Genomic DNA, 25,263 nt, shown 5'->3' with positions numbered 1-25,263 from the left:
CTGCCCGCGCTTCGCCTCACCGCGGGCACGATTGAATCATTGAGTCTCCATAAGGAACGGTTTGGCGCCCGTCCGGCAAAGCCGGATGGAATCGGCGGCGATAGCTTTGCTATTTTTGTACGTTGTAGGACACATTAATAAGTACTGAAGCGATGCACAGGAGGGGAAGGCATGGTCGTCATTGCTGTTATTGCCATCATATTCGTGCTCATTTATCTTGATGACAAGCTCGGACAGCTCGTCTTCCGGAACGGACGCAAAAAAGTTGTCTATCCGGAACGGAGAAGCGATATTGCGCTCTACGTAAACGGCAGACATTTATTTTCCGACTATTTTGCTGATCTGCGCCGCGCCCGCGACCATATTCACATCCTGTTTTACATCATCAAAAGCGACGAAACGACCACGCCTTTTTTCCAAATTTTAAAAGAAAAGGCGGCTGAGGGAGTGAAAGTACGGGTGTTGGTCGACTGGGTCGGCGGCCTCGGGCTGCCGAAAACGCTCATTCGTTCGCTACGGGCGAACGGAGTGGAGTTCGCCTATGCCCGCCCGCCGCGCTTTCCGTTTTTCATTTACCGCCTCAACCGCCGCAACCACCGGAAAATCACGGTCATTGACGGACGAGTCGGCTATATCGGCGGATTTAACATCGGCCGCGAGTATAATGGGAAAGACGCCGATTTCGGGGAATGGCGGGACTACCACTTAAAAATCAGCGGGGAAGGCGTATATGACTTGCAGGAACAGTTTTTGCATGATTGGGAAGAGGCGACAGGCAAGACGGTGACTGACAAGCGCCGCTACTTCCCGGAGCTTCCCGCCGGCACCATTCGCCATCAATTGGTCGCCACCGATGGCGCCGCCCTCGAAGAGCAGTATATCGATGTCATCCGCCACGCCAAAAAAGAAATTATGATCGGCACCCCGTACTTTATCCCGAGCCGTCCGCTGTTTAACGAGCTGATGCGCGCACTCAAGCGCGGGGTGCGCGTCACCGTGCTCGTGCCGCTGAAGGCAGATCATTTATTTGTAAGGGAAGCCGCCTATCCGTATTTTTATCAAATGCTGAAAGCCGGTGCACGCGTTTACCGCTTTTACCAAGGGTTTTACCATGCTAAAACAATCGTGATCGACGAAGAATGGTGCGATGTCGGCACGGCCAATTTCGACCGGCGCAGTTTGTTTTTAAACAGCGAAATCAACTGCTATGTGTTTGACCGTGCGTTTACTCGGCTCGTCAAACAGGCGATCGAACGCGACTTGACACGCTCCGAACCGCTGACGCTCGATTTTTGGCAAAACCGTTCGCTCCTCGACCGCGGCAAAGAATCCATTTCCCAGCTACTTTCCACTTGGTTGTAGCGGCTTCCCGGCAAAAACCGTAAAGAAAGAACGTTCATCCATCCATAGGGCTCGCGTTCGGAAGCGCGCCTTTTCCTAAGAGAGGGATAGCACATGGTCTTGCAGAAACGTTCGTCGCATATATAGCGATGAAAAAGGGTGCCCCGCTGCGCTGGGACACCCTCACTCCTATCGAACTGCTGCCGAAGCAGCAAAAACAAAAACCCGGCCGGCGCCCGCGGCGATCTCGCATCGCCAAAACGGCGCCAGCCGGGGGATTGAACCGTCCCGATCGGCTTGCCATTGCGCGGCTGCTGCTCATTTCCAAAACAGCGCCAGCCATTGAAACAGCCGCATGCCGAGATATACGCCGACGATGCCCGCAATGCCGGCCAACGCCGGGGGGGCAGGAATCGGCAGACGAAACAAGGTAAACAAAAGGCCGACAACCATGCCGGTGATAAGCGATAATATGACTTCTTTCACCTGTTGATCCTCCACCGCTGTTTTCCTTTAGCATGCCCAAACAAAAGAGGGAGCAATCGCTCCCCCCTGTTCGTTTACATTTGTTCCGGCGCTGAGACGCCGATTAACGCCAGGGCGTTTTGCAGCGTGATTTGCACCGCCTTGACAAGCGCGAGGCGGGCTTTCGTTTTTTCGATATTGTCCAGGTCAAGCACTTTCTCCGCATTGTAAAAGCTGTGAAGCGCCGACGCCAAATCAAACGCATAGGCGGTGACGCGGTGCGGCATCCGCTTCAAGGCTGCCTCAGCGACGACATCCGGGAAGTCGCCGAGCACTTTGAGCAGCTCGATTTCTTTTTCCGTTTCCACGAGATGATGAAGGGCGGCATCCCCTTCATATGACAGCTGCTGCTCTTCCGCTTGGCGGAGAATGCTTGAGACGCGGGCATGCGCGTATTGGACGTAGTAAACCGGATTTTCATTCGACTGCGACACGGCCAAGTCCATGTCAAAATCCAAATGCGTATCGCCCGAGCGCATCGCAAAGAAGTAGCGGACGGCATCGACGCCGACTTCTTCCATCAGCTCGCGCATCGTCACCGCCTTGCCGGTGCGCTTGCTCATTTTGACGCGCTCGCCGTTTTGGTATAAGTTCACCATTTGGATGATTTCGACTTCGAGCGCCTCCGGATCGTAGCCGAGCGCGGCGATCGCCGCTTTCATGCGCGGGATGTAGCCGTGGTGATCCGCTCCCCAAACGTTAATCAGCTTGGTAAATCCGCGCCGCAGCTTGTCTTGGTGGTAGGCGATGTCCGGAAGCAAGTACGTATACGTGCCGTCCTGCTTAATTAAGACGCGGTCTTTGTCGTCCCCAAACGCCGTCGAACGGAACCATGTCGCCCCGTCCTGCTCGTAAATGTAGCCGCGCTCACGCAGCGTGGCGAGCGCCTCGTCGATTTTACCGCTCTCATAAAGCGACGTTTCTGAATACCAAACGTCAAACGGCACGCGGAACGCGGCTAAATCGTTTTTAATTTTGTCAAGCTCGTAACGGAGGCCGTATTCGCGGAAAAAGGCGAGCCGTTCCTCTTCGTCAACGTGAACGAACCGATCGCCGTATTCATCGGCGAGCTGTTTGCCGATTTCCACGATGTCATCGCCATAATAACCGTCCTCCGGCAGCGGCATATCGGTGCCAAGCGTTTGGAAATAGCGGGCTTCGACCGATTTCGCTAAATTGTAAATTTGCTTGCCGGCGTCGTTAATATAGTATTCGCGTGTCACGTCAAACCCGGCTTTCGCCAAAATGTTGCAAAGCGAATCGCCGACCGCCGCGCCGCGGGCATGGCCTAAATGCAAGTCGCCGGTCGGGTTGGCGGAGACGAACTCGACTTGCACTTTTTCCCCGTTGCCGACGTTCGATTCGCCATACGCTTGTCCCGCCTGCAAAATCGCCGGCACGACCGCCGTCAAATAGCGGTTGTCCATGTAAAAGTTAATAAATCCCGGCCCCGCCACCTCAATGCGCGCCACCGATACGCGCTCGCGATCAAGCTGCCCGACGATGGCTTCGGCAATCGCCCGCGGCGGCTTTTTCGCAATGCGGGCAAGCTGCATGGCGATGTTCGTCGAGTAATCGCCATGCGCCTTGTCGCGCGGCACCTCCAGCAAGACGTCCGGCAGCTCATCAGCCGAAACGAGCCCGGCTTTCACCGCCGCCTCGCGAATTTCCTCTTTCAGCTTTTCTTTCATTTGCCCGACAATGTTCATCGGCTTATACCCCCTTAAATGTTAACGTCAACGTATGGCGCCCGCTCCGCTCATGCTCTAGCATCAGTTCATACGAGAGAAAGAGCTGCCCTTGTTTCCGTCTTTCGTCATATCGGAACTCGATCGCATCCGTTTTTGTCGCCAGCGCCCACCGCCCGAACACCGTTTTGTAATGGCCCGGCATTTCCTGCCGACAGCGGAACGTTTGCCGCATCTCGACCGCCCCAGAACGGAGAACGGTCACCTCATCGGGTGCGATTTTCACGATGTTATTCACCCGGCCGAGTTCGTTTTCCTCGGCAAACTGCAAATACATCGCTTCCCCTTTTATGTAATACATGCCGTCCACTTCAAGCACGACCGTCTCTTGGTGCGCACCGTCGCGGATGACGGCCACCTGGCGAAGCCGCACCGGAATGCCGTTTGTTTCTTTCATAATGGATGAACACACCTTTGCGAACACAGTCATAACAATAAGTATAAAGAACTGTTCCGCCTGATTCAAGGGGCGAGAAAAAGAGAAGGCCCAAAGCAAGCGCTTTGAGCCTAGTCATCTCAGCTTGACGATGAGGCGCGAACGCGTTGCAGCACGGCAATGGCAAAGGAAATGACGCCGAGGACAACAAGTACTCCGCCGAAGGCCGTCAACGGTACGAACGCCTCATGACCGTACACGACAAAAATAAGACCTATCATCATGAGCGGCAGGCCAATATTGTGCAGCCAAAAATGGACTTTCGCCCATTTCGTCGCTGCTGCCTGTGGAAATAAATGATAGATGATGCCCGCGAGCGTCAAAGCCGTCCAACCTAACAGATTGATATGGACGTGAACCGGTGTGAGCACAAACGAATGGGTCATCGACATGCCAAGTCCAATCAAGACACCGATGACGAAGTATACGACGGAAATTTTGATCAGCCTAATGCCCACTTTTTCCTTATCCCCCTTCTAATGGTAAATTTGTTAAGCATATTGAATATTATTCCATATGGCACACCCATATTCCTGCAACCTTTCTCCTACACACAAAAAGGGGCTGACCCAAAAGTCCGCCAAAAAGCGGACTTTTGGAGTCAGCCCTCTCTGGTTTTTGTATATTTTACCAAACGGAACAAAATTCCGACTCTGTTCTCCCCCTCATTTACGCCACCAAGGACAATCGCCCTTCTTTCGGTGGTAGTGGTTTTGGTGACTCTATTCTACCAGAAAAAAGGGCGATTCTTCTATATTTGAGGCAAAAAAGTGGGGGCTGATCCCAAAACGCATTCGCGTTTTGGGTCAGCCCCTTTTCTCTATTCACTTCGCCACCCAGCCAAGCAGCATTTCCCGAACAAGTTTGCTCGCTGTGTTCGCGGTTTGTTCTGAATGGTCGTAAATCGGCGCCACTTCCACTAAATCGGCGCCCACGACGCGGACGTCAGAGCGGGCGATCTCGTGGATGGCGGCTAATAGTTCTTTCGATGTAATCCCACCGGCATCAACCGTTCCCGTGCCCGGGGCGTGAGCCGGGTCGAGCACATCGATGTCGATCGTCACATACACCGGACGGCCGGCAAGCTTCGGCAGCACGGAGCGAAGCGGCTCAAGCACTTCAAACTTGGCGATGTACATGCCGTTTTGTTTCGCCCATTCGAACTCTTCTTTCATGCCGGAGCGAATGCCGAACGAAAAAACGTTCGTCGGGCCGATGAGATCAGCGACTTTGCGGATCGGCGTCGCGTGCGACAGCGGCTCGCCTTCATAATGTTCGCGCAAGTCGGTATGGGCGTCCATATGAATGACGGCCACATCCGGGTAATAGTCGTGCACCGCTTTAATCACCGGCCAAGAGACAAGGTGCTCACCGCCAAGGCCGAGCGGAAACTTGCCGGCATCGAGCACTTTTCGGACGAACTGTTCAATCAGCTCCAAGCTGCGGGCGGCGTTGCCAAACGGCAGCGGAATATCGCCGGCGTCAAAATAGCGAATGTCACCGAGCTCGCGGTCTAAATATGGGCTATACTCTTCAAGCCCGATTGACACTTCGCGAATGCGGGCCGGGCCGAACCGCGAACCAGGCCGGTAGCTGACCGTCCAGTCCATCGGCATCCCGTAAATGACGGCCTCGCTTTCTTCAAAGTTCGGGTGGCTGCCGATAAACACGTTGCCGGAATAAGCTTCATCAAAGCGCATCGGTCTGCCCCCCTTATTTCACCAAATCCGCAACAAATTTTGGCAATACGAAACATGCTTTATGCAGCTCTTTGGTGTAATATTTCGTATCGATGTCGTGGAAGCGGTCATCGCTCACTGCGAGCGGATCATATTTTTTCGAGCCGAGCGTAAACGTCCAGAGTCCGCTTGGGTAGGTCGGAATGTTCGCCGTATATAGACGCGTGACCGGGAAAATTTCCTTCACATCACGGTAAACGGTGCGAATCAACTCCGCCTTAAACCACGGGTTGTCCGTTTGGGCGACGAAAATGCCATCCTCTTTCAACGCTTTTGCAATGCCGGCGTAAAACCCTTTTGTAAACAAATTCACCGCCGGGCCGACCGGCTCGGTCGAGTCAACCATAATGACGTCGTACTCGTTTTCACTTTGGGCGATATGCATAAACCCGTCATCGACTTTCACTTCGACGCGCGGATCGTCAAGCTGGCCAGCGATTTCCGGCAAGTATTTTTTTGAGTACTCGATCACCTTGCCGTCAATTTCAACAAGCGTCGCTTTTTTGACGCTTGGGTGTTTCAGCACTTCGCGGATGACGCCGCCGTCGCCGCCGCCAACGACCAGCACGTTTTCCGGATGCGGGTGGGTAAACAGCGGCACATGGGCAACCATCTCATGATAGACAAATTCGTCTTTTTGCGTCGTCATCACCATACCGTCCAAAATAAGCATGTTGCCAAACTCGGCTGTTTCAACCATGTCGAGTTTTTGAAACGGCGTTTGTTCTGTATGTAAAGTGCGGATGATGCGTGCCGTGATGCCGAAATGTTCCGTCTGCTTTTCCGTAAACCATAGTTCCATTCGGTAACATCCTTTCTCCGAGCGTTTGCTTACTATCAAGTTTCCCTTGCCAACGAAAAACTAAACATGAAAAAGTATAGAGCAATCTAGCAAAAATGCAAGGGGAACAAGTTTAAAATAAAAAATTTTTTTTCATACTAGTAAGAAAGCGGAAAGCGCCCGCCTAAGGCAGCGGGCCGGAGGGAAACCCATCCGCCTGTCCTAACATACTGTTGAAACCATTGGGGTGATGCGCAATGGAACCGATCCCGGGCAGCCGTTTTCGCGGCACGTGGAAATATGTGCGCGCCGCCGTCTTTATTGGCGTTTTCCTCGCAATCTTTGCTTCCGCTGCCCTCGGGAGCTTTATTTTGTTTGCCAAAATCGAAGGCGCTCCGCCGGTCGCTGTGCCGCAAACGACCATTTTTTATGCCGACGACGGCAGCAAAATCGGGGAAAGCGACCACGGGCAGAAGCGCTACTGGGTTCGTCTCGATGACATTTCCCCGCACGTCATTGAAGCGACGATCGCCGTCGAAGACCGAAAGTTTTACGAGCACCACGGATTTGATTTGAAACGAATCGCCGCCGCCGTCATCGCCAATGTGCAGGCGATGGCCAAAGTCGAAGGGGCGAGCACGATCACCCAGCAATACGCGCGCAACTTATTTTTGACGCACGAGAAAACGTGGTCGCGGAAAATTCAAGAGGCGCTCTATACGATCCGCCTTGAAGCCAACTACAGCAAAGAAAAAATTTTAGAAGGCTATTTAAACACCATTTACTATGGACACGGAGCTTACGGGATCGAAGCGGCAGCCCGCTATTATTTCGGCAAGCACGCGAGCGAGCTGACGCTCAGCGAAGCGGCGATGCTGGCCGGCATCCCAAAAGGCCCATACTATTATTCGCCGCTCGTCAACGAAAAGCGAGCGAAAGCGCGGCAAAAAATCGTCCTTCTCTCGATGGTGGAAGCAGGCTACATCAGCCGCCAAGAGGCGGAACAGGCGTACCGCGACGAGCTCGTCTACGTCCGGCACCGCGAGAAAGAACGGCCTGTCGCCCCGTATTTTCAAGACGTCGTCAAGCAGCAGCTTCGCACCAAGCTCGGCCTTGACGAGCGCACGATTGAATTAGGCGGGCTGCGCGTGTATACAACACTTGACCCGCGCCTGCAACGAATCGCCGAGAAGCAACTCGAGCGAGTGATCAATCCAACGTCCGCCATCCAAGCCGCGCTAGTGGCCATGGACCCGCGCACCGGAGAAGTGAAAGCGCTCATCGGCGGACGCGACTACGACGAAAGCCCGTTCAACCGGGCGGTGCAGGCGGAACGCCAGCCGGGGTCGACGTTCAAGCCATTTTTGTACTATGCGGCCATTGAACAAGGGTTCACCCCCTCGACCGAATTGCGTAGCGAGCTGACGACGTTTACGTTTGACAGCGGCCGGGCGACGTATACGCCTCATAACTACAATGATTATTATGCGAACGGCCCAATTACCCTCGCCCAAGCGCTCGCTGTATCCGACAACGTCTTTGCGGTCAAGACGCTGCAATTTATCGGAGCCGACAAACTCGTTGACACAGCGAAGACGCTCGGCATCACGAGCAAGCTAAAAGCCGTGCCGTCATTAGCGCTCGGCACTTCGCCAGTGAGGGTGATCGACATGGTCGCTGCCTACAGCACCATCGCCAACTATGGCAAACGAAACGACCCGGTGTTCATTAAAAAAGTAGTGGACAGCGCCGGCAACGTGATCTACGAGCATCAGCCGGCAAGCCGGCAAGTGCTCGACCGCGACGCGGCGTTTGTCACGACTCATTTAATGACGGGGATGTTCGACCCGAAGCTGAACGGCTATACGACCGTCACCGGACAATCGATCCTCGACGAAATAACGCGCTCGTATGCCGGCAAGTCCGGGACGACGAAAACGGACAGCTGGATGATCGGGTTCGCCCCACAACTTGTTGCCGGCGTCTGGACCGGCTACGACCGCGGCGAGCCAATGGATCGCTTTGACGAAAAACAATACGCCAAACAAATCTGGGTTCACTTTATGGAAGAAGGGCTCGCCGATGAACCAAAACGGTCATTCAAACCCACGAAAGGAGTCATCGGCGTCGACATCGACCCGCAAAACGGCAAGCTGGCCACCGACGCTTGTCCGGTGAAGCGAAAAACGTATTATCTCATCGGCACCGAACCGACCGACTATTGCACCGACCATCTGGAGAAGAAAAAGAAGAAAAAAGAAAACGGAAAAAGCTGGTTTGAGAAATGGTTCCCGTGGTTTTAACATTAAGAAAATCCCCTGCGCATGCGCAGGGGATTTTCTTGTCCTAGTTTTCCTGTGTTATACATGTAGGTTTAGTTTATCCTTTTTTCCAAACAAGAACAAGCCCTTGCACAAATATGTTCACAAAACCGTCACAATTCGCCTTCAAGCCCTTTTTTCAGCTCATCGCTCGAACGGTTCCACATGTCGATGTCGTGCCCTTTCAAAAAGTCGGCGAGCACCCGCTTGGATTTCGCATCCATATGATCGACGATGATGTGCCGCTTTAGCGACTTATCGAGACGGTTCACATGTTCCGGCAATAGCTTATAGCCGCGGCGCGCCTCGCGGTCAACAGTCATTTCACACGCCGTCACCCCGGCGTAATACGGGCCGTCCTCGCCGCGCTCGATCGTCACCCAAACGATCCAGTACGGCTTGCCGTTTGGCACAGCCGAACGGTCGGGCAAAAACTTAATGCCGCGCTCGACGGCGCTGCGCGCATGCATCGCCCCCATATCGACAAACGCTTCGCCCGCCTCGACGTCAATGATGACCGGCGAGACGTTTTCCAAGCTCAACGCCCCGGCGCCGAAACCGCGGTGCCCGTCGGTCGGATCGTCTTTAATAATGTGAAAACCGATCGTTTTTTTCTTTTTTTGTTCCATCCGCTTCTTCCTCCTTTCTACGTAAACAAGTTGGCAGCGAACGTCTGCAAATGTTCGAGCACGAACGGCAACGCCACTTGAAATACCGGCTCAATCGTGTACCGGTCGAGCGGCGTCAGCACAAGAATGAGAAAAATGAGCGCCCCGTAGGTTTCCCATTGCGTCATTTTTGCCCGAAGCCTATCCGGGGCTAAGTCTTCAATAATACGATACCCATCAAGGGGCGGAAACGGCAATAAATTAAACACAAACAAGACAGCGTTCAAGCCGATAAAAATTTGGAAAAACATATCAAACCCAGCGGCAAACCAATCCGGCAGCGCCCGCATGATGCCGAAATCGACCATCGCATACCAAATGACAAACCCAAGCCCGGCGAGCACAAGATTGCTTAGCGGCCCGGCAACTGAGACGAGAATGCCGGCTAGGCGCGGGTTTTTAAAATGGAAGCGGTTGACCGGCACCGGCCGCGCCCAGCCGAACCCGGCCAGGAAAATGAGCAGCGTGCCAAGCAAATCCAAATGGGCAAACGGTGATAACGTCAGCCGTCCTTGGTTTTTCGCCGTCGGATCGCCGAACTTGTAGGCGACGTACGCATGGGCAAACTCGTGCACGGAAAACGCCAGCGCCAACGTCAACAGCACGTACGGAATTTCACTTAACGAATACGGCAACATGTGTTCCACTTGGTTAACTCCTTTTCCCCTGTATTCACTATCCTTAGTATACATGATTTACCGTGAAAAGTGGACTGAACTTCACCGTTCCATGGTATAATAAGCGCGACAGCACTCGACAAGGAAATGGGAGGAATCACGATGCCGTATGTAACGATCAAAATGCTCGCCGGCCGCACGGACGAGCAAAAGAAAGCGCTTGTTGAAAAAGTGACGGACGCCGTTGTAGAAACGACGGGGGCGAAAAAAGAGAGCGTTGTCGTTTTTATCGAAGAAATGACGAAAGATCATTATGCCGTCGCCGGAAAACGGCTGAGCGACGCGGAGTAAAGGAAAGACGGGGGCGCTTAAGGCGCTCCCGTTGCTTTTTGAAGTAAAAACGAATATTATTATACTTGCTTCTACTATTGTTCGTCTTTTAGGAGGTTGCCTATGATTCGTTTCGCAGAAAAACAGACTGACCGCAAGACGGAAATGCTCGCCGGTTTGACCACGTTCCTCACGATGGTGTATATCATCGTCGTCAACCCGGTTATCTTGTCGGACGCCGGCGTCCCGTTTGAACAGGCGTTCACGGCGACCGTCATCGCCACGGTGATCGGCACGCTGTGGATGGCCATGTTCGCCAACTACCCGATCGCCATCGCCCCTGGCATGGGGCTGAACGCCTATTTCGCCTATTCGGTCGTCGGCTCGCATGACAACATTTCGTACGAAACGGCGTTTTCCGCTGTATTTGTCGCGGGATTGCTGTTTTTGTTGCTGTCGCTCACCCCGCTCCGCAGCAAGCTGATTGAAGTGATCCCCGACAGCTTAAAGCACGGTATCACCGCCGGCATCGGGCTGTTTATCGCCTTCATCGGCCTGCGGCTGACCGGGATCATCCAAGCCCACCCGCAAAATTTGGTGGCGCTTGGCGACTTGCATGCCCCATCGGCTATGTTGACGCTTGTCGGCCTCGCCGTCACGCTCGTTCTCATGATGCGCGGCGTTAACGGAGCGCTCTTTTACGGCATGGTCATCATCGGGATCATCGCCTACACGACCGGTCAATTGAAATTTGACGAAGGAATCGTGTCGCTGCCGACGCTGCCGGACGGGGTGATCGTTGCCAATCCGGTTGCGGCCGTTGGGGACGTCATCAGCCATCATTTGTACGCCGTCGTCTTTTCCTTTTTGCTTGTGACGCTGTTTGACACGACCGGCACGATGATCGGCGTCGCTCAACAAGCGGGATTGATGAAAGGGAACACGCTGCCGCGCGCCCGCGAAGCGCTCTTGGCTGACTCCGTCGCGACCACGATCGGGGCCATGTTTGGCACAAGCCCAACGTCAGCGTACATCGAGTCGTCCACTGGCATCGCTGCCGGCGGACGGACCGGATGGACGGCGCTCACCGTCGCTGTCCTGTTTGTCATCGCGGTCTTTTTCAGCCCGCTAGTCGGCGCGGTCGCCGGGTTATCGGCCATCACCGCCCCGGCGCTCATCATCGTCGGCAGCTTGATGATCAGCCATATCGCCCATATTTCGTGGCATCAGCTCGACGAGGCGTTCCCGGCCTTTCTCATCATCTTAAGCATGCCGCTCACCTCGAGCATCGCGACCGGCATCGCGCTCGGCTTCGTCTCGTACCCGCTCTTAAAAATCGCCTGCGGCCGCTGGCGCGATGTGCCGTTGCTGCTGTACGTGCTTGCCGTGCTGTTCTTTTTGCAGCTGGCGTTTTTGCCGCACTGATGGAATCAACCCGACGGTCGTCGGCAGCACCGGTTTTCAACTACTAAAAAGCCCGCTTATACGCGGGCTTTTGTGTTGCATCGGTTGCGGAGCGCATCAATATACGCATACGCCTCTTCGATCTCTTCCTCCGTATAGCGCTGCTTGCTTTTTACGACAGCGATTTTCTCTTTTACTTCCTCTTTTGACAAATGTTCAAAATAGAGCACCGTGGAGACAAGCTCCAAAAAGCGTGCGTTTTGTCCGTTCATCGCCTGCATGCATTCGGCAAGGCCCGGCATCTCCCAGTCGTAATGGCGCAAAAACTGTTCGCCCGCTTCGGTCAGTGTATAGCGGTATTGCACATAGCCGCTCTTTTTCTCTTTCACTTCATGCAAAAAGCCGAGCGCGCATAACTCCTCGACGCGGCATGTCAGCTCCTCGGAATACGGGCCGTAAAAATGGAAATCGAACTTCTCGTAAAACGGAAAGTCGAGCTTTTTCGCGATGTAAATCATTTTTTGCAGCTTTTTGCGGCCCGCTATTTCCCCGGCGGCCGCCAACGCCTTCATCACTTTCGCATGCTCCGTGAGCACTCTCCGTCATCTCCTAACCCTTTAAAATGTCCATAATCTTTTTCTTCACTGTCCGCTTCGTTGATACGTCATGGAGAAAGTCAGCCGGAAAATACAGCTTATGGTCGGTGCGCCGCTTGCCGGAAATGGCGTCAACGAGCACCGATTCGCGCGACAGCTCGCGCAGTTCTCCGTTTGGCATAAGCAGATAAATCGGCAGGCGCTCGCCTTCCTCGCCAGGCCGGTAAAAATCGTACGGCAAGTCGGACGATGAGTCGACGACCAAGTAATAGTCTGGATCGATCCCGGCCTTTTTGAACAAGCCCGTCAGCTCAATCAGCTTTGTCATTTGCTCGTTCGTCGGATGAAATTCGGTATATTGAAACAGACGGCGGTGGACAAACCGTTGGCATAAATCGCTTAAAATCGGATCCCGCTCGTATTGCCATTGCTGGAAGTAAAACAGGATGATCGCTTCATCGAGCGCCAAATAGTCGCCGAGCGTTACATGGCCGGCAAAAAACGATAAAAAATGGGTTGGCTTCGTCGCAAACGTATACCCGTCCTCGTACAGCTTTTTTGCCCGATGCAAAATTTTCGTCAAAATGACCTCCGCGCTGCGCGTGACCGGATGGAAATACACTTGCCAATACATTTGGTAGCGGCTCATAATGTAATCCTCGACCGCATGCATGCCGCTCCGCTTAATGACGACTTGGTCTTCGCGCGGGCGCATGACGCGCAAAATGCGCTCCATGTCAAAATAGCCGTAGCTGACGCCGGTATAGTACGCGTCGCGCAATAAATAGTCCATCCGGTCGGCGTCAATTTGACTCGAAATCAAGCTGACAACGAGTTTGTTTGGATACGTTTTGGCGATCACCTCGGCCACTTTTTGCGGAAATTCGCTGTCAACGGCGCGCAAGGCGGCGTTCACTTCCGTCTCACCGACAATAATGGCCCGGGTGAAATCTTCATGGTCTAAATGAAACACTTTTTCAAACGAATGGGAAAACGGGCCGTGCCCTAAATCGTGCAAAAGCGCCGCGCATAGGCAAAGGAGGCGTTCGCTATGATCCCAATGGTCGCGGCCGACAAAAACGTCATCAAGAATGCGGCGGATGATTTCGTAGACGCCGAGCGAGTGGTTAAACCGGCTATGTTCAGCGCCATGAAACGTCAAGTACGTCGTGCCGAGCTGCTTAATGCGGCGCAGGCGCTGAAATTCTTTTGTGCCGATCAAATCCCAAATCACTTTGTCGCGAACATGTATGTATCGGTGCACCGGATCTTTAAACACTTTTTCTTCGTCAAGCTGCCCGCCGGAATACATCGCATCCTCCTCTTCCGTCTCCAACATACATCTATTATACGCCGTTTCTTTTGGCAAAGAAATAGTTGACTTTTTTCTCCGTCTTTCTCCATTATTGACGGAAAAAACAAAAAATCACCTTCTTTCGGCAAAGAAGGTGATCGGTTATCGCTTTTTCAACCTTTCAGCAATTTTATCAATCAGTTCGTCTTCCGTCAGCGCCGCCACCGGACGGTTGTTGACGAAAGCAAACGTCTTTTTCCGCCCTGGGCCGCAATACGACTGGCAGCCGATTTTGATGACCGCATCCGGATCCAGCTTTTTCAAACGCGGAATCAATGTTTTTAAATTCGGTGCCTTGCAGTCGTCGCAAACGCGAAACTCATTCGCCATCATCCGTCATCCCTTTCCACAGCGTTTGCTTTGTGTATTCTACCGCTTTCGCGAAAAAATTGCAAGCGGGCGGCTTTCATTCTGGCAATTTGCCAATCCTGTAAACTTGCAACGTATAAACTTGCCTCGTTTTGCCCATCCTTTTACTAGCAGCGAAAAAGGAGTGGAGAATGATGAAACAACGGCAAGACGCTTGGACGGAAGAAGACGACTTATTGTTGGCGGAAACGGTGCTTCGCCATGTGCGCGAAGGAAGCACCCAGCTGAATGCGTTTGAAGAAGTCGGCGACAAGCTGAACCGGACGTCAGCCGCCTGCGGGTTCCGCTGGAACGCGGTCGTCCGCCACCGATATGAAGAGGCGCTTCAGCTGGCGAAAAAACAGCGGAAAGAGCGCCAGCGGCTGCTCGCCAAACAAGGCGGCGCGAAAAAGCGGCGTCTGTACGAGCCGCCGATGCCATCATTCGAAGAGCTGGGAGAGGTGATGCAGCTGCCTGCCGTCATCCAAGCGGCACCACAGCCCCAATCAGTCACGCTTGATCAAGTGATCGCCTTTTTGAAAACGTTCCAATCGCACGAGCGGAAACGAGAAACACTAGTGAAAGAAAACGAGCGGCTGCGCCGCGAAATTGAAGAATTAAAGCGAAAAAATGAAGAATTGGAAGAAAAGGTTGCGAAATTAGAAGAAAACTCGTCCACCGTCCAAGAAGATTTTGAGACGCTTGTCAAAATCATTAACCGAGCGCGCAAAATGGTGTTAAAAGAGGAAGAAGAGCGGGGGCTGACCTTCCGTATGGACCCGAACGGCAACTTGGAAAAAATAGCAGAATAAACAAAATGAGGATGCCCTATCCATGGCTGCGCCTTGATCGCACTCTCTCCGGTGCGGCCGAGACACGGGGCATCCTTTTTGTCCGCCGGCGGCGTCAGGCGATGAACGCAGGCTCTTCGCCTGCCGCCGGACGGACTGCTTCCCTTACTCCCCTGCTGAAAGCGCACCGCTGAGCGCCGTTTCATTCCGTTCGACGATGCGCGCCCAATACTGCTCATACCAATTCCATTCGCCGTTCTCGAGGGCAGACGAATACAGCTCGCCGCCAAACGACTGCAGCGTGCGCCAAAGGGCGACAAGCAGCTCATCGATCGACAACTCGCAGCCGAGAAGCTCAGACAGCGACGCCATGACAGTTGGGACAACATCGGGGTAGGCGAATTTCGTTTTCTCTCCTTGGCGGCCGAGCTCATAAAAACGGCGAATAAGCTCAGCCCGCGCGGCTCCGCTCCCGTTGACGCAAAGGTAGATTTGCACGGCAACGCCGCCGCGCACGCGCCGTTGCGAAATGCCGGCAAACTTTTTGCCGCCAATGCTCAAGTCATAGCTCCCCGGGCAATACGAACCGACGATTTCCCCCGCCTCAACGCGGGCGCCGTATGAGGCAAGCATGGCGGCCATGAGCGCATACATCGCCTCATACCCTTGCTCGATGGCAATCGTGTTTTTCGTTTCCGGAAAAATGAGCGAAATATTCAACACCCCGCTGTCAAGGACAACGGCCAACCCGCCGGAATTACGGACGACGACGCGATACCCTTCCTGGCGCAAAAACGAAATGGCCTCATCGATGTACGGAAGCTTCGTATCAGCGGCGCCTAAGACGACGGTATTCTCATGCACCCACGTGCGGACGACCGCATCCGACTGTCCCGCACCAACCGCGGTGCATAATGCATCATCGATGGCAAACGATTGTTTCGCATCAAACAGCGGACCGAAATGCGACTGGTCGATGACCCGCCATTTCGGCTGCCGCAGCAATTCATGGCTCATCGCAGCAAACCCCTTACGTTGAACGTTCCGCTCTCATTATACCACATCAAACTGGAACGATTACGGCCATTAAAAAAGAAAGCGGCTAAACAGCAACCAGCCGCCTTCTTTGACACGAATCCATGCATGAAACAAGAGATCGCCCATTCTTTGGCAAAACGAACCGGTTCCGACTCCTCTTGCTCAGTTCGCCGCCTCTTTACTCCCCAAGCGACTGCGCCGCGGTGATGAGCGCGAGCTTGTAGGCGTCTTCGGCGCTGCAGCCGCGCGATAGGTCGTTCACCGGCTTGTTCAGCCCTTGCAAAATCGGGCCGACCGCTTCAAAGCCGCCAAGGCGCTGGGCGATTTTGTAGCCGATGTTGCCCGCCTCAAGGCTCGGGAAAATAAAGACATTTGCGTCCCCTTGAATGACCGAGTCCGGCGCTTTCTTTTTCGCCACCTCTGGCACAAACGCGGCGTCAAATTGAAACTCACCGTCAAGGATCAGATCCGGCGCCATTTCTTTCGCCAACCGCACCGCCTCAACGACTTTTTCCGTCTCCGGCGACGAGGCCGACCCTTTCGTGGAAAAGCTTAACAGCGCTACGCGCGGCTTAAGGCCGAACATTTTGGCCGTCCGGGCGCTCTCGACCGCGATTTCAGCCAAATCATGACTGTTAGGAGCAATGTTGATGGCGCAATCGGCAAACACATATTTTTCGTCGCCGCGCACCATGATGAACACGCCGGACGTTTTGCCAACGCCTGGCTTCGTTTTAATGATTTGCAAGGCTGGTCGGACCGTATCCGCCGTCGAATGTGCCGCCCCGCTGACGAGGCCGTCGGCCGCTCCCGTATAAACGAGCATCGTACCGAAATAATTTTCATCGAAAAGCAACTCGCGCGCCGTTTCTTCTGTCACTTTCCCTTTGCGCCGCTCCACAAACGCCGAAACTAGCTCATCAAACCCGCCGTAGCGGCGCGGGTTGACAATCTCCACCCCTTCAAGCGGCAAGCCAAGCGCAGCTGCTTTCACCCTTATCGCTTGCTCATCGCCAAGGACGATCGGCTGAAGCACTTGCTCCGTCGCCAAACGGCTCGCCGCCGTTAAGATGCGGTCATCGGTTCCCTCCGGAAACACGATTTTTCGACCCGTATCGGTTACTTTCGCTTTTAATGCCGTAAATAAATCGGTTGTCACGATTCATGCCTCCTTCACGGTTGGCCCGCCTGTCTCCAGGCATCAGCCTTTCTCTACATTAAGCATACCGCTTCGATACGAAAACGCAACGATCGTAAGCCCTTCCAATCAATAATTCACCTTTTGGAACAATTCAGTATCTTTTGCTTTATGCACGGACACCCGCTTTTTTGGCCAAACTATGATATAGTGGTACTGTACAATTGATTGAATAAAGGAGTGACGATGATGAGCGAAGCGGCCCAAACGTTGGACGGTTGGTATTGTTTGCACGATTTCCGCACGATCGACTGGAGCGCGTGGAAAACACTTCCAAACGAAGAGCGCGAGGCAGCGATCAGTGAGTTTTTAGCGCTTGTCGACCAATGGGAGACGACGGAAAGCGAGAAGCAAGGAAGCCATGCCGTCTACACGATCGTCGGGCAAAAAGCCGATATTTTGTTCATGATTTTGCGGCCGACGCTGGATGAGCTGCATGAAATCGAAACAGCGCTTAACAAAACGAAACTCGCCGACTATTTATTACCTGCGTATTCGTACGTTTCAGTCGTGGAGTTGAGCAACTACTTGGCGTCCGGCAGCGAAGATCCGTACCAAATTCCAGAGGTGCGCCGCCGTTTGTATCCAATTTTGCCGAAAACGAACTACATTTGCTTCTATCCGATGGACAAGCGGCGCCAAGGCAACGACAACTGGTACATGTTGTCGATGGAACAGCGGCGCGAACTCATGCGCGCCCACGGCATGACCGGCCGAAAATACGCCGGCAAAGTGACGCAAATCATCACCGGCTCCGTCGGCTTGGATGATTTTGAATGGGGCGTCACCTTGTTTTCAGATGATGCACTCCAGTTCAAAAAGCTCGTCTATGAAATGCGCTTTGATGAAGTGAGCGCCCGCTTTGGCGAATTTGGTTCATTTTTCGTCGGCACTCGCTTGTCGGTGGAAAAAGTTCCTTCGTTCTTCCATGTATAAAAAAGAGGGGCCCAAACGCGGCAGGGCCCCTTCGCTTATTTTCCTGTTCTTCAAGCAACCGGCGAGCTCCTCCCCCTGAAAGGTCAGCCAAACGAGCGATTTCTTCCGCCGTCATCCCTTTGCACATCATGTTACGGGTCTTTCTTGCGCAACGGGTTTCCCTTTTTGGTCAACCTCCCCTGTTTCTGTCATATCCAGCCCAACTGCCCCATACATATAAATCAGAAATTCCTCCGAGAAATCGCCTGTCTGTCTGTCACCATTTTCTTGTTCCACCAATAGCCTATTACTGTCGAAATTCACAACGACTGAGGTGACGATATGGGTCAGATCGCTCCCTCCATTGTAGCCCACACAGAAGAGGAAGTAAAGTTGTTGGCTCGGCTCATGCGAGCTGAAGCGGAAGGAGACGGGCGGCTTGGGATGCTCATGGTCGGCAACGTCGGCGTCAACCGCGTCATCGCCGACTGCCTTGACTTCCGCGGCATCCGCTCTATCCGGCAAATGGTGTTTCAAAGCCCGGGCGGCTTTGAGGCGGTGCAAAAAGGGTACTTTTACCAACGGGCGCGCGAAGTGGATATAGGCCTAGCCCGCCAAGTGCTCCGCGGTTGGCGCTACCACCCAGCGACAAACGCCCTTTGGTTTTTTAAACCACCTGAAGGTCAACCGTGCCCACCGCAATGGTTTGGCCAGTGGAACGTCGGCCGCTATAAATCGCATTGCTTTTTTGCACCGACTCCATCCGACTGCCCACGTGTCTATTCTTAATATTGAGGAGGGTTCTTTATGCCGAACAATCCAGAAAATCAATTTTATCCACTTGATGAGGAGCAACAATCATTTTATTATTCGCCGTTCGGTCAAGAACGGCAACAACCGTATGCATCCTATCCATACGGCTATCCGTATCCGCAGCCGTACTATCCGGCGGCGTACCCGTATTATTACTATCCGCAAGCGGCTGCCGCTCCAACGATGACACCGGCGACAGCCGCCGCTCCGACGTTCGGTTTGCAGGCGCCGACGTTTACGGCCCCGACACCGATGCCGACCACCACCGGCCCATCGATTCCAGGGATGCTGCCGATTGAAGAATCGTACATTGAAAACATTTTACGGTTAAACAAAGGAAAAGTCGCCACTATCTATGCGACGTTTGAAAACAACCGTGAGTGGAATGCCAAGGTGTTTCGCGGCGTCATTGAAGCGGCTGGACGTGACCATGTCATTTTAAGCGACCCACAAACAGGCACACGCTATTTGATCCCGATGATTTACCTCGATTACGTCACGTTTGAAGGAGAAATCGCCTACGAATATCCGTTTGCCGGTGCTACAGCCGCAACACCGCTTGCTACGTATTCTCCACGCTAAACGGAAAAACTGTCTTTTGACAAGAAGGTTGCCGATGGCAACCTTCTTTTTTTGGTTGACGTGATGGCCATCACAAGCTGCTACTACACGGCCTTATATAATGGTGGTAAATGACACAAAAGAGGTGTCTACTGATGGTTTGGACGTCGCGTGATTTCCTGCTGGGGGTACATCTTATCGCGGCGATCATGTGGGTGGGGGGCGTGGCATTCATCGGCTGGGCAGTGTATCCAGCCTCCCAATTCATGCCGCCTCTTGAGCGCCGGCAATTTTTCCGCTCGCTCATGCAGTGGTCGCATCGGCCGCTCGCCGCGGCAAGTGCCGTCGTCATCGCCACTGGCATATGGCTTGGCACAGCCGCCGGACCGATCAACCGTTGGGCAGATGTATGGCAGACCGCCTATGGCCGTGTATGGCTGACCGCCCTTCTCACAGGCATCGCAACGCTCGCTTGGGGGATGTTCGTCGGCTACCGCAAGGCGATGACGGTGTTTTCCAATGAATACCTTTGGCGCCAAGCCAATGGCGGTGACGATGCGCCGTTAAAAAAAGCGATGACCTCGATCATTGCCGTTCAGTCGGTCGAAGCGGCCGGATTTGTCGTGCTCATCGTATGCATGCTTTTACTCTCCTAACGGAAACGAGGGGTTCGCATTGCGATATGAACATCGTGAAGAAGATCGGCATTGGGTTTACCGTTTTTCATGGCTTCACTTAATGCGCCCGCCGACATGGAGCGGAACGATCAGCCCTGTGCTGGCCGCCACCGCGCTGGCGGCGAAAAAGGGCGCCGTTCGGATCGAGGTGCTGCTGGCGATGTTAGCCGCCTCTGTGCTGATTCAGTCAGCCGTCAACATGCTGAATGACTATTTTGATCGGTTGCGCGGCCAAGACGATGACAAATGGACGAACGGGCATGGCCATGGACCTGCCCATCGCTCGATCCCTGCCGTTGCTGGCGCCATGCTGGCCGTCGCGGTTGCGTTAGGCGCGTACTTGGCGTGGCAAAGCGATCCAGCCATCGCGTGGATCGGCGCCGCAGCGATCATCTGCGGGATCGCCTACTCAGCCGGGCCGCGTCCGCTCGCCTCGCTCGGTTTAGGTGAGTTGACCGCCGCCGTTTGCATGGGGCCGGTCGTGACCGCACTCGCTTATGCCGTACAAGGGCATGTTCCAAACACCGCTCTGTTTGCCTTGTCCATCCCGTTCGCCTTGCTGATCACCTCGATGATTTTGACAAACAACATCCGCGACATCGAAAAAGACCGGCCGTTTCGCCGCACATTAGCCATCCGGCTCGGACGGAACAACGCCGTGCGCCTTCTCGGGCTTCTTCTCGTCTCCGCCTACTTGTCCATTGCTGCTTTGATCGTTTGGCATATCGTTCCTTTGCTTGCCGCGGTCACAGGGCTCGCGATGCCGCTTGCCATCCGGCTTCGTCTCTGTTTCCGCCCCGGCGCTAGTCGAACCGAGGAAAGAAGCGGCATGAAATGGGCCGCCCGCCATCATTGGGCCGTTGGACTGTTGTTGACGTTGAGTCTATGGCTTTCGCTATAGAGCGGAGAGGGACGGCGGCAAAAAAACGGAGCGCTCCGCTCCTGCGCTCCGTTTACAACCATTTTAATGCCGCATATCCGATCATCACCCAGGCGACCAAAAAAGCGACGCCGCCAAACGGAGTGATCGCGCCAAGCGGCTTAATCTGCGTTACACTTAATACGTACAAGCTCCCGGAAAACAACACGATGCCGGCGAACATCACCCAGCCCGCCGCACCGATCAGCCCGACATTCGGCGCCTTGCCAGCGAGCAATCCGACAACAAGCAGCCCTAATGCGTGGAACATCTGGTATTGGACCGCCGTTTTCCAAATCTCCAAATAACGATCCGGAATCTTCCCTTCCAGCCCGTGCGCGCCAAACGCTCCCAATGCGACGGCTAAAAACGCATTGAGCGCGCCGAGAAGGACGAATGTTTTCATAGCTGTTCCGCCTTTCTAATGAAAGATTGTTTTCCCTCATTCATCTTCTTTGGCGAGGAGACCCCGACTTCTAAGCGAGAGCGAAAGTCGGGGAGGAATCGCCCTTCCTCCTTTCAATTAACAATGTACTAGCATGCTCAACTCTTTTTAACTTTTTCCAGCTTGCTGAAGCATGCACTTTTGTGCCATCTAACAGCCGAAGGTCAAAATAACCACTGCTTCTTCTGCCAAATATAAAACATTCTTTCCTTTCGTATACCACCTTGTCAAACAGTTGAAACCCTTTGACAAATCGTGGAGCTTTGTTTGATTTTCGTTTTCCGCCTTTTAAGATGGTTGCTTTATGCAATTGACGGTTGTTTTTTCGAACGAATTTTAGAAGATAAACCGTGCCACTTGGCTTGGCTAGTGGATTTCCACTAATACAACGAGCATCCACCATATGAGATTTAGACAGTCCATTAGCAATGCGAATACATTTGGTGATATACCCGTATGTGATATTTGCATGCGAGTATTTTTCTCTTATCCTACTAAACATTGCCCATCGCATGGCGGTCATCTGACTAGCATCCCTCATAGGCGGTCGTTTGCGTTGAAATATATGCTCAAGCCCTTTTTCGTGAATTTCATGGTGGCATGTTTTGCATAGAGTGACCAGATTATCTGGTGAATCACCTCCTGTCTTTCGACTTTCAATATGATGCACTTGGAGAACAGGGTCTTTCTTTTTTCCTTTGCAATATTGACAAGTATGATTGTCTCTGTATAGAACATACTCTCTAACATTCCAAAACCCCATTTGTTCTCCTTGTTGATATTCCACCCCTCGGATATTTAGGTTTTTTAATTTCTGTGTATCGAATGCTGCTACCTCAATAGTGACAGATGTGACAGGGAGAATATTGTGAACTAAGTCAATCAACTTTATATGCGAGTTGATTTTGTGTTGAATAGATGGTGGTAACCATCCCTCTGGTTTTCTTCTGTTAAGAAATCTGGCTTCTCGGTAGCGAGTCTTTCTGTTTCTTCGACTTCTACGGAACTGTCTCCGTATAGCAAGTAATTCCACAATATCTGTTCGAAGTTGCGCTTCCGCTTCAAACAGCACATCTTTCTTTGTTGTTGCAGAAATTCCTACATGTCGTGTCCCCATGTCAACACCCAATGACACGGGTTGTTTGTAACCACTGCTACCATATAAAAGCTGGATGGTAAAAGGTGTCCTTCTTACTACTTTTGCTTTCTTCTGTTTTAGCAAAAGTCTTGCTTTCCTTGGTGAGCATGGCATGAGTGGTTTTCCATGCTTATTGATAATGTACACGAACAAGACGTGTACCTGGTTAATATTTACCGTCACATTTCGTCCCAAATCGCAACAAAATGTGACTTTTTTGAAATATTAACCAGGAATTCACCTCCTTTTTCTATATTCAAAACCAATAGAGATTTTTGAAACGATGAATCAATGTCAATCGGTTCAGACCGTATCTTTTCAACACTTTGCCATCGATGGTGGTTAAATTGCATTGCTTCTTGTCGGGATAAAGGGCGGTAATGTAGCCTACGTACGTTTCTCCGTTACGTTTCGTATAACGGACAACATCCCGATGGCGAAAACCGTCCACTTCGTCCGTCTTTTTGTTTGAACGTCTGCGCATCGGCTTGATGTGCCATTCCTTGATGGCGCATTGTTCGTTGGTGACGAACGAATCGGTGATGACGATGGCATCGTTGGCGTGAGACTTTTCGATTCCCCAATCAATCCGTTTGTTTGCGGTGTCTCCCCCTGTTGTTAATATCACAGGGGCAACGGTTTCTAGTTCTTTCCGAAGATACATTTTCCCTTGCATGACATGCATCGCATCCCAATAACGCACGGGTCTTCCGTTGATTTTTTGGAAGAATTCGTCTTTGTAGGCTAGTTCGTTGCCTGTCACTTCCTTGTGGCAGTCAGAGCACAAACAAATCAAATTGTAAATGGAATTGCTGCCTCCCAATCTTCTTGGGATGATGTGATGCACTTCGATTCGGCAATTCGTTCTGCCGCATTTTTGGCAGGTGTTTTGGTCTCGTAAAATCACCGCTTTCCGAATGTTTTCATCCAAACGGTTGGATTGATGGTATTCCCACCGATAAGGTTGGTAGCCATTTTCAATGGCGCGGATATCGATTTGTACATCTTCCAAATGGATGAAATTTATTCGCGTCCATTTGTGAAGTTGTTGAATGACGCGCAAGACGGCTTCTTTCTTTTGCCGAATCGTGGGAGGAATCCGACCTGTTCGTTTGGATGAAGAACGATGGTGAAAGCGTTTGGGACGATACCGTTTGTAGCTTCTTCGGTATCTACGATATGCCCTTCTTGCATCTATTTTGTCTTTGACATCTTGGCGGTGTTCCAAAAACCCTTTTAAAATCGGTTTGTTTTTGGTTTTTCCGTTTTGTACCAAGGCGATGCCGACATATTTGGCACCATCGTCAATCCCTGCCCGAATGGGCGTTGTATCGATAGCTTCCTTCGGTATCGTTTTGTTCAGTCGAATGACCATTGGAAACCGTTGAACCAACGTTGCCCGCTGTTTGCGTATCAAATACCAAGCTTTATTTTCCTTTGTCGGGGAAAGTTTGTTTCCCGTTTTGTCTAAAACAAATGCGTAGGTCATCTCTGACCAACCTCCTTGCGGGAATTACGCTCCTCGCCAATGTCGGAAGGAGGGCATGCCGTTTCGGTGTTGGGTTGCCATGACCTAGGCAACGGTCTTCCTCACGGCTGCCATGGATTCGGACTGGAGCAACATCCGAATGTGGCACTTCACCTGACCTTCCAACGTAGTTCATCGTGCAGCCACCCTTTCGGGTGTCACACTCACTCAGGCTAGAAAGCACAGAACAGTTCGTACCAAAACCAAGGGTCACGTTTTGGTACGATTTTTTACGGTTTGTTATCAAAATCAACCAACTGTTCCATGCTCCTTTCAGGAGTGAGTTCCTCCTCCCCAATGTTGGAAGGGCTTGTTCGGCAGACAGCACCGCTCCTACCCATCAGAGCTTTTAACCATCTGCGACAGGGTTACGGACTGGAGGAGCATCCGTAAGTGTCATGACCCTTCCAACGTAGCCATTGAATGGCTGAGGGTAGTCAACTAGGGCTTGCCAAGCCCCCACTTCAAAAGCCGTTAGGCTTTAAGTGGTGGGTAGTTGACTAATATAATGGGAATGTTCCCCGACAACAAATTACTAATGAATGTCAGCCACTTCACTCGACAGAACCGGTCAATCGGGAGCGCCACCGGCAAGACCCGCATCCAAGCCGGTGAACCGCTTCTTGTTTTTTGGCGCAAACAAAGGCAAGCGATTCAACGGAGTTCTGTTGATCAACATTCCCCGTGGAGAAGACCGTTTTCCACGGTGTTTCGTTGCCCCCTCAAAAATCCAACAACGACTCCCCGTTCGCCTCATCGTCAATGTCAGGGGAGCGTCCCCCGACAGAAACGGCTCCAAGCGAAAGCCCGCCAGCAACCGAAATCGGCCCGCCGACGGCAAGCGACTCTGTCGAGACAGACGGAACGGACGGTTGCGGCTGGCCTGTCGTTTCCAGCATCAAATCGCATAAAACGCGAATGGCAGCGACATGTTCACGCATCCGCTGCGGGTCATGGGCCGCCTTTGCCTTGCGCAATTCGTCTTCCATTTTGGCGACAACCGCCGCCAAAGAGATCGTCATGATGTCTTCC

Annotated in this window: 27 protein-coding genes; 10 read left to right on the top strand and 17 right to left on the bottom strand. The window is 52.7% G+C overall.

Annotated elements, in window-relative coordinates; all coding sequences use genetic code 11:
- Positions 1-171: 171 nt before the first annotated feature.
- Complete coding sequence (gene cls, locus B9L21_RS16400) at positions 172-1,362, top strand: cardiolipin synthase (RefSeq protein ID WP_063167165.1); 1,191 nt, start codon at positions 172-174, stop codon at positions 1,360-1,362.
- 297 nt (positions 1,363-1,659) lie between these two features.
- Here the strand turns inward: cls and B9L21_RS16395 are convergent, their stop codons facing one another.
- From B9L21_RS16395 to speE, 6 genes are all read right to left on the bottom strand, one after another.
- Positions 1,660-1,827: a XapX domain-containing protein gene (locus tag B9L21_RS16395; RefSeq protein WP_063167442.1), complete on the bottom strand. Its 168-nt coding sequence runs from the start codon at positions 1,825-1,827 to the stop codon at positions 1,660-1,662.
- Positions 1,828-1,901: 74 nt separating this feature from the next.
- Positions 1,902-3,575, bottom strand: a complete 1,674-nt coding sequence (gene argS, locus B9L21_RS16390; RefSeq protein WP_063167164.1) for an arginine--tRNA ligase — start codon at positions 3,573-3,575, stop codon at positions 1,902-1,904.
- A 4-nt stretch (positions 3,576-3,579) separates the two neighbouring features.
- On the bottom strand, positions 3,580-4,011 hold the full coding sequence (locus tag B9L21_RS16385) for a DUF1934 domain-containing protein (protein ID WP_063167163.1): 432 nt from the start codon (positions 4,009-4,011) through the stop codon (positions 3,580-3,582).
- Positions 4,012-4,130: 119 nt separating this feature from the next.
- Complete coding sequence (locus tag B9L21_RS16380) at positions 4,131-4,508, bottom strand: hypothetical protein (protein WP_063167162.1); 378 nt, start codon at positions 4,506-4,508, stop codon at positions 4,131-4,133.
- A 366-nt stretch (positions 4,509-4,874) separates the two neighbouring features.
- Positions 4,875-5,750 (bottom strand): agmatinase, encoded by an 876-nt coding sequence (gene speB / locus B9L21_RS16375; protein ID WP_063167161.1) that lies wholly within the window; start codon positions 5,748-5,750, stop codon positions 4,875-4,877.
- A 13-nt stretch (positions 5,751-5,763) separates the two neighbouring features.
- Positions 5,764-6,591 carry a polyamine aminopropyltransferase gene (gene speE, locus B9L21_RS16370; protein ID WP_063167160.1) on the bottom strand — a complete coding sequence of 276 codons (828 nt, stop codon included), beginning with the start codon at positions 6,589-6,591 and terminating at the stop codon, positions 5,764-5,766.
- A 236-nt stretch (positions 6,592-6,827) separates the two neighbouring features.
- Here speE and B9L21_RS16365 point away from each other — a divergent pair, with 236 nt between their 5' ends.
- On the top strand, positions 6,828-8,873 hold the full coding sequence (locus B9L21_RS16365) for a transglycosylase domain-containing protein (RefSeq protein ID WP_063167159.1): 2,046 nt from the start codon (positions 6,828-6,830) through the stop codon (positions 8,871-8,873).
- Positions 8,874-9,004: 131 nt separating this feature from the next.
- On the opposite strand, the gene B9L21_RS16360 is transcribed toward B9L21_RS16365, so the two are convergent.
- Together B9L21_RS16360 and B9L21_RS16355 are read right to left on the bottom strand one after the other, a co-directional pair.
- On the bottom strand, positions 9,005-9,520 hold the full coding sequence (locus tag B9L21_RS16360) for a YwhD family protein (RefSeq protein ID WP_063167158.1): 516 nt from the start codon (positions 9,518-9,520) through the stop codon (positions 9,005-9,007).
- 17 nt (positions 9,521-9,537) lie between these two features.
- Positions 9,538-10,206, bottom strand: a complete 669-nt coding sequence (locus B9L21_RS16355) for a site-2 protease family protein (RefSeq protein WP_063167157.1) — start codon at positions 10,204-10,206, stop codon at positions 9,538-9,540.
- Between the two features lie 132 nt (positions 10,207-10,338).
- Here B9L21_RS16355 and B9L21_RS16350 point away from each other — a divergent pair, with 132 nt between their 5' ends.
- Positions 10,339-10,527 carry a 2-hydroxymuconate tautomerase gene (locus B9L21_RS16350; RefSeq protein ID WP_020961553.1) on the top strand — a complete coding sequence of 63 codons (189 nt, stop codon included), beginning with the start codon at positions 10,339-10,341 and terminating at the stop codon, positions 10,525-10,527.
- A gap of 102 nt (positions 10,528-10,629) precedes the next feature.
- Entirely contained in the window at positions 10,630-11,931 is a 1,302-nt protein-coding gene (locus B9L21_RS16345) for an NCS2 family permease (protein ID WP_063167156.1), read from the top strand.
- 56 nt (positions 11,932-11,987) lie between these two features.
- Here B9L21_RS16345 and B9L21_RS16340 read toward each other — a convergent pair whose 3' ends face one another.
- The 3 genes from B9L21_RS16340 to B9L21_RS16330 form a co-directional block, all read right to left on the bottom strand.
- Positions 11,988-12,506, bottom strand: a complete 519-nt coding sequence (locus B9L21_RS16340; RefSeq protein ID WP_063167155.1) for a YwgA family protein — start codon at positions 12,504-12,506, stop codon at positions 11,988-11,990.
- 13 nt (positions 12,507-12,519) lie between these two features.
- Positions 12,520-13,818, bottom strand: coding sequence for an HD domain-containing protein (locus B9L21_RS16335; protein WP_063167154.1), 1,299 nt, complete (start codon positions 13,816-13,818; stop codon positions 12,520-12,522).
- Between the two features lie 144 nt (positions 13,819-13,962).
- On the bottom strand, positions 13,963-14,190 hold the full coding sequence (locus B9L21_RS16330; RefSeq protein WP_011232879.1) for a DUF1450 domain-containing protein: 228 nt from the start codon (positions 14,188-14,190) through the stop codon (positions 13,963-13,965).
- Between the two features lie 173 nt (positions 14,191-14,363).
- Here B9L21_RS16330 and B9L21_RS16325 point away from each other — a divergent pair, with 173 nt between their 5' ends.
- Positions 14,364-15,020: an RsfA family transcriptional regulator gene (locus tag B9L21_RS16325; protein WP_063167153.1), complete on the top strand. Its 657-nt coding sequence runs from the start codon at positions 14,364-14,366 to the stop codon at positions 15,018-15,020.
- A 144-nt stretch (positions 15,021-15,164) separates the two neighbouring features.
- Here B9L21_RS16325 and B9L21_RS16320 read toward each other — a convergent pair whose 3' ends face one another.
- Entirely contained in the window at positions 15,165-16,016 is an 852-nt protein-coding gene (locus tag B9L21_RS16320; protein ID WP_033011015.1) for a biotin/lipoate A/B protein ligase family protein, read from the bottom strand.
- Between the two features lie 199 nt (positions 16,017-16,215).
- The gene (gene pta, locus B9L21_RS16315) at positions 16,216-17,196 is read right to left on the bottom strand and encodes a phosphate acetyltransferase (protein ID WP_015376084.1); all 981 of its coding nucleotides are present in this window, start codon (positions 17,194-17,196) and stop codon (positions 16,216-16,218) included.
- 228 nt (positions 17,197-17,424) lie between these two features.
- Between pta and hemQ the strand changes: the two genes are divergently transcribed.
- The 5 genes from hemQ (at position 17,425) to B9L21_RS16290 (ending at position 21,102) form a co-directional block, all read left to right on the top strand.
- Positions 17,425-18,171, top strand: a complete 747-nt coding sequence (gene hemQ / locus B9L21_RS16310) for a hydrogen peroxide-dependent heme synthase (RefSeq protein WP_011232883.1) — start codon at positions 17,425-17,427, stop codon at positions 18,169-18,171.
- 321 nt (positions 18,172-18,492) lie between these two features.
- Positions 18,493-18,939 carry a cell wall hydrolase gene (locus tag B9L21_RS16305; protein ID WP_011232884.1) on the top strand — a complete coding sequence of 149 codons (447 nt, stop codon included), beginning with the start codon at positions 18,493-18,495 and terminating at the stop codon, positions 18,937-18,939.
- Positions 18,940-18,957: 18 nt separating this feature from the next.
- On the top strand, positions 18,958-19,545 hold the full coding sequence (gerQ, locus tag B9L21_RS16300; RefSeq protein ID WP_015376086.1) for a spore coat protein GerQ: 588 nt from the start codon (positions 18,958-18,960) through the stop codon (positions 19,543-19,545).
- 134 nt (positions 19,546-19,679) lie between these two features.
- On the top strand, positions 19,680-20,180 hold the full coding sequence (locus tag B9L21_RS16295) for a hypothetical protein (RefSeq protein ID WP_033011019.1): 501 nt from the start codon (positions 19,680-19,682) through the stop codon (positions 20,178-20,180).
- Between the two features lie 19 nt (positions 20,181-20,199).
- Positions 20,200-21,102 carry a prenyltransferase gene (locus B9L21_RS16290; protein ID WP_063167152.1) on the top strand — a complete coding sequence of 301 codons (903 nt, stop codon included), beginning with the start codon at positions 20,200-20,202 and terminating at the stop codon, positions 21,100-21,102.
- Positions 21,103-21,154: 52 nt separating this feature from the next.
- Here the strand turns inward: B9L21_RS16290 and B9L21_RS16285 are convergent, their stop codons facing one another.
- The 4 genes from B9L21_RS16285 to B9L21_RS16270 all read right to left on the bottom strand — a co-directional run bounded on the left by B9L21_RS16285 (position 21,155) and on the right by B9L21_RS16270 (position 25,253).
- Positions 21,155-21,526, bottom strand: coding sequence for a DUF423 domain-containing protein (locus tag B9L21_RS16285; protein ID WP_015376087.1), 372 nt, complete (start codon positions 21,524-21,526; stop codon positions 21,155-21,157).
- 70 nt (positions 21,527-21,596) lie between these two features.
- Positions 21,597-22,850 carry an RNA-guided endonuclease IscB gene (iscB, locus tag B9L21_RS16280; RefSeq protein WP_255211279.1) on the bottom strand — a complete coding sequence of 418 codons (1,254 nt, stop codon included), beginning with the start codon at positions 22,848-22,850 and terminating at the stop codon, positions 21,597-21,599.
- 109 nt (positions 22,851-22,959) lie between these two features.
- Entirely contained in the window at positions 22,960-24,192 is a 1,233-nt protein-coding gene (iscB, locus tag B9L21_RS16275; protein WP_063167151.1) for an RNA-guided endonuclease IscB, read from the bottom strand.
- Between the two features lie 761 nt (positions 24,193-24,953).
- Positions 24,954-25,253 (bottom strand): YwdI family protein, encoded by a 300-nt coding sequence (locus B9L21_RS16270; protein ID WP_063167150.1) that lies wholly within the window; start codon positions 25,251-25,253, stop codon positions 24,954-24,956.
- Positions 25,254-25,263: the final 10 nt, after the last annotated feature.

The sequence above is a fragment of the Geobacillus uzenensis genome (assembly GCF_002217665.1).
GTDB classification, from domain to species: Bacteria; Bacillota; Bacilli; order Bacillales; family Anoxybacillaceae; genus Geobacillus; species Geobacillus subterraneus.
The sequence above is the reverse complement of the archived record's forward strand: the minus strand, read 5'-3'. Positions and strand labels throughout refer to the sequence as shown.

Excerpts from the sequence above, each read along its gene's own strand:
- B9L21_RS16285 (WP_015376087.1), bottom strand. The coding sequence starts at position 21,526 with ATGAAAACATTCGTCCTTCTCGGCGCGCTCAATGCGTTTTTAGCCGTC.
- speE (WP_063167160.1), bottom strand. The coding sequence starts at position 6,591 with ATGGAACTATGGTTTACGGAAAAGCAGACGGAACATTTCGGCATCACG.
- B9L21_RS16305 (WP_011232884.1), top strand. The coding sequence starts at position 18,493 with ATGGGTCAGATCGCTCCCTCCATTGTAGCCCACACAGAAGAGGAAGTA.
- B9L21_RS16270 (WP_063167150.1), bottom strand. The coding sequence starts at position 25,253 with ATGACGATCTCTTTGGCGGCGGTTGTCGCCAAAATGGAAGACGAATTG.
- B9L21_RS16325 (WP_063167153.1), top strand. The coding sequence starts at position 14,364 with ATGAAACAACGGCAAGACGCTTGGACGGAAGAAGACGACTTATTGTTG.
- iscB (WP_063167151.1), bottom strand. The coding sequence starts at position 24,192 with ATGACCTACGCATTTGTTTTAGACAAAACGGGAAACAAACTTTCCCCG.
- B9L21_RS16365 (WP_063167159.1), top strand. The coding sequence starts at position 6,828 with ATGGAACCGATCCCGGGCAGCCGTTTTCGCGGCACGTGGAAATATGTG.
- speB (WP_063167161.1), bottom strand. The coding sequence starts at position 5,750 with ATGCGCTTTGATGAAGCTTATTCCGGCAACGTGTTTATCGGCAGCCAC.
- B9L21_RS16335 (WP_063167154.1), bottom strand. The coding sequence starts at position 13,818 with ATGTATTCCGGCGGGCAGCTTGACGAAGAAAAAGTGTTTAAAGATCCG.
- B9L21_RS16345 (WP_063167156.1), top strand. The coding sequence starts at position 10,630 with ATGATTCGTTTCGCAGAAAAACAGACTGACCGCAAGACGGAAATGCTC.
- B9L21_RS16330 (WP_011232879.1), bottom strand. The coding sequence starts at position 14,190 with ATGGCGAATGAGTTTCGCGTTTGCGACGACTGCAAGGCACCGAATTTA.
- B9L21_RS16295 (WP_033011019.1), top strand. The coding sequence starts at position 19,680 with ATGGTTTGGACGTCGCGTGATTTCCTGCTGGGGGTACATCTTATCGCG.
- B9L21_RS16350 (WP_020961553.1), top strand. The coding sequence starts at position 10,339 with ATGCCGTATGTAACGATCAAAATGCTCGCCGGCCGCACGGACGAGCAA.
- B9L21_RS16385 (WP_063167163.1), bottom strand. The coding sequence starts at position 4,011 with ATGAAAGAAACAAACGGCATTCCGGTGCGGCTTCGCCAGGTGGCCGTC.
- B9L21_RS16320 (WP_033011015.1), bottom strand. The coding sequence starts at position 16,016 with ATGAGCCATGAATTGCTGCGGCAGCCGAAATGGCGGGTCATCGACCAG.
- gerQ (WP_015376086.1), top strand. The coding sequence starts at position 18,958 with ATGCCGAACAATCCAGAAAATCAATTTTATCCACTTGATGAGGAGCAA.
- hemQ (WP_011232883.1), top strand. The coding sequence starts at position 17,425 with ATGAGCGAAGCGGCCCAAACGTTGGACGGTTGGTATTGTTTGCACGAT.
- argS (WP_063167164.1), bottom strand. The coding sequence starts at position 3,575 with ATGAACATTGTCGGGCAAATGAAAGAAAAGCTGAAAGAGGAAATTCGC.
- cls (WP_063167165.1), top strand. The coding sequence starts at position 172 with ATGGTCGTCATTGCTGTTATTGCCATCATATTCGTGCTCATTTATCTT.
- B9L21_RS16360 (WP_063167158.1), bottom strand. The coding sequence starts at position 9,520 with ATGGAACAAAAAAAGAAAAAAACGATCGGTTTTCACATTATTAAAGAC.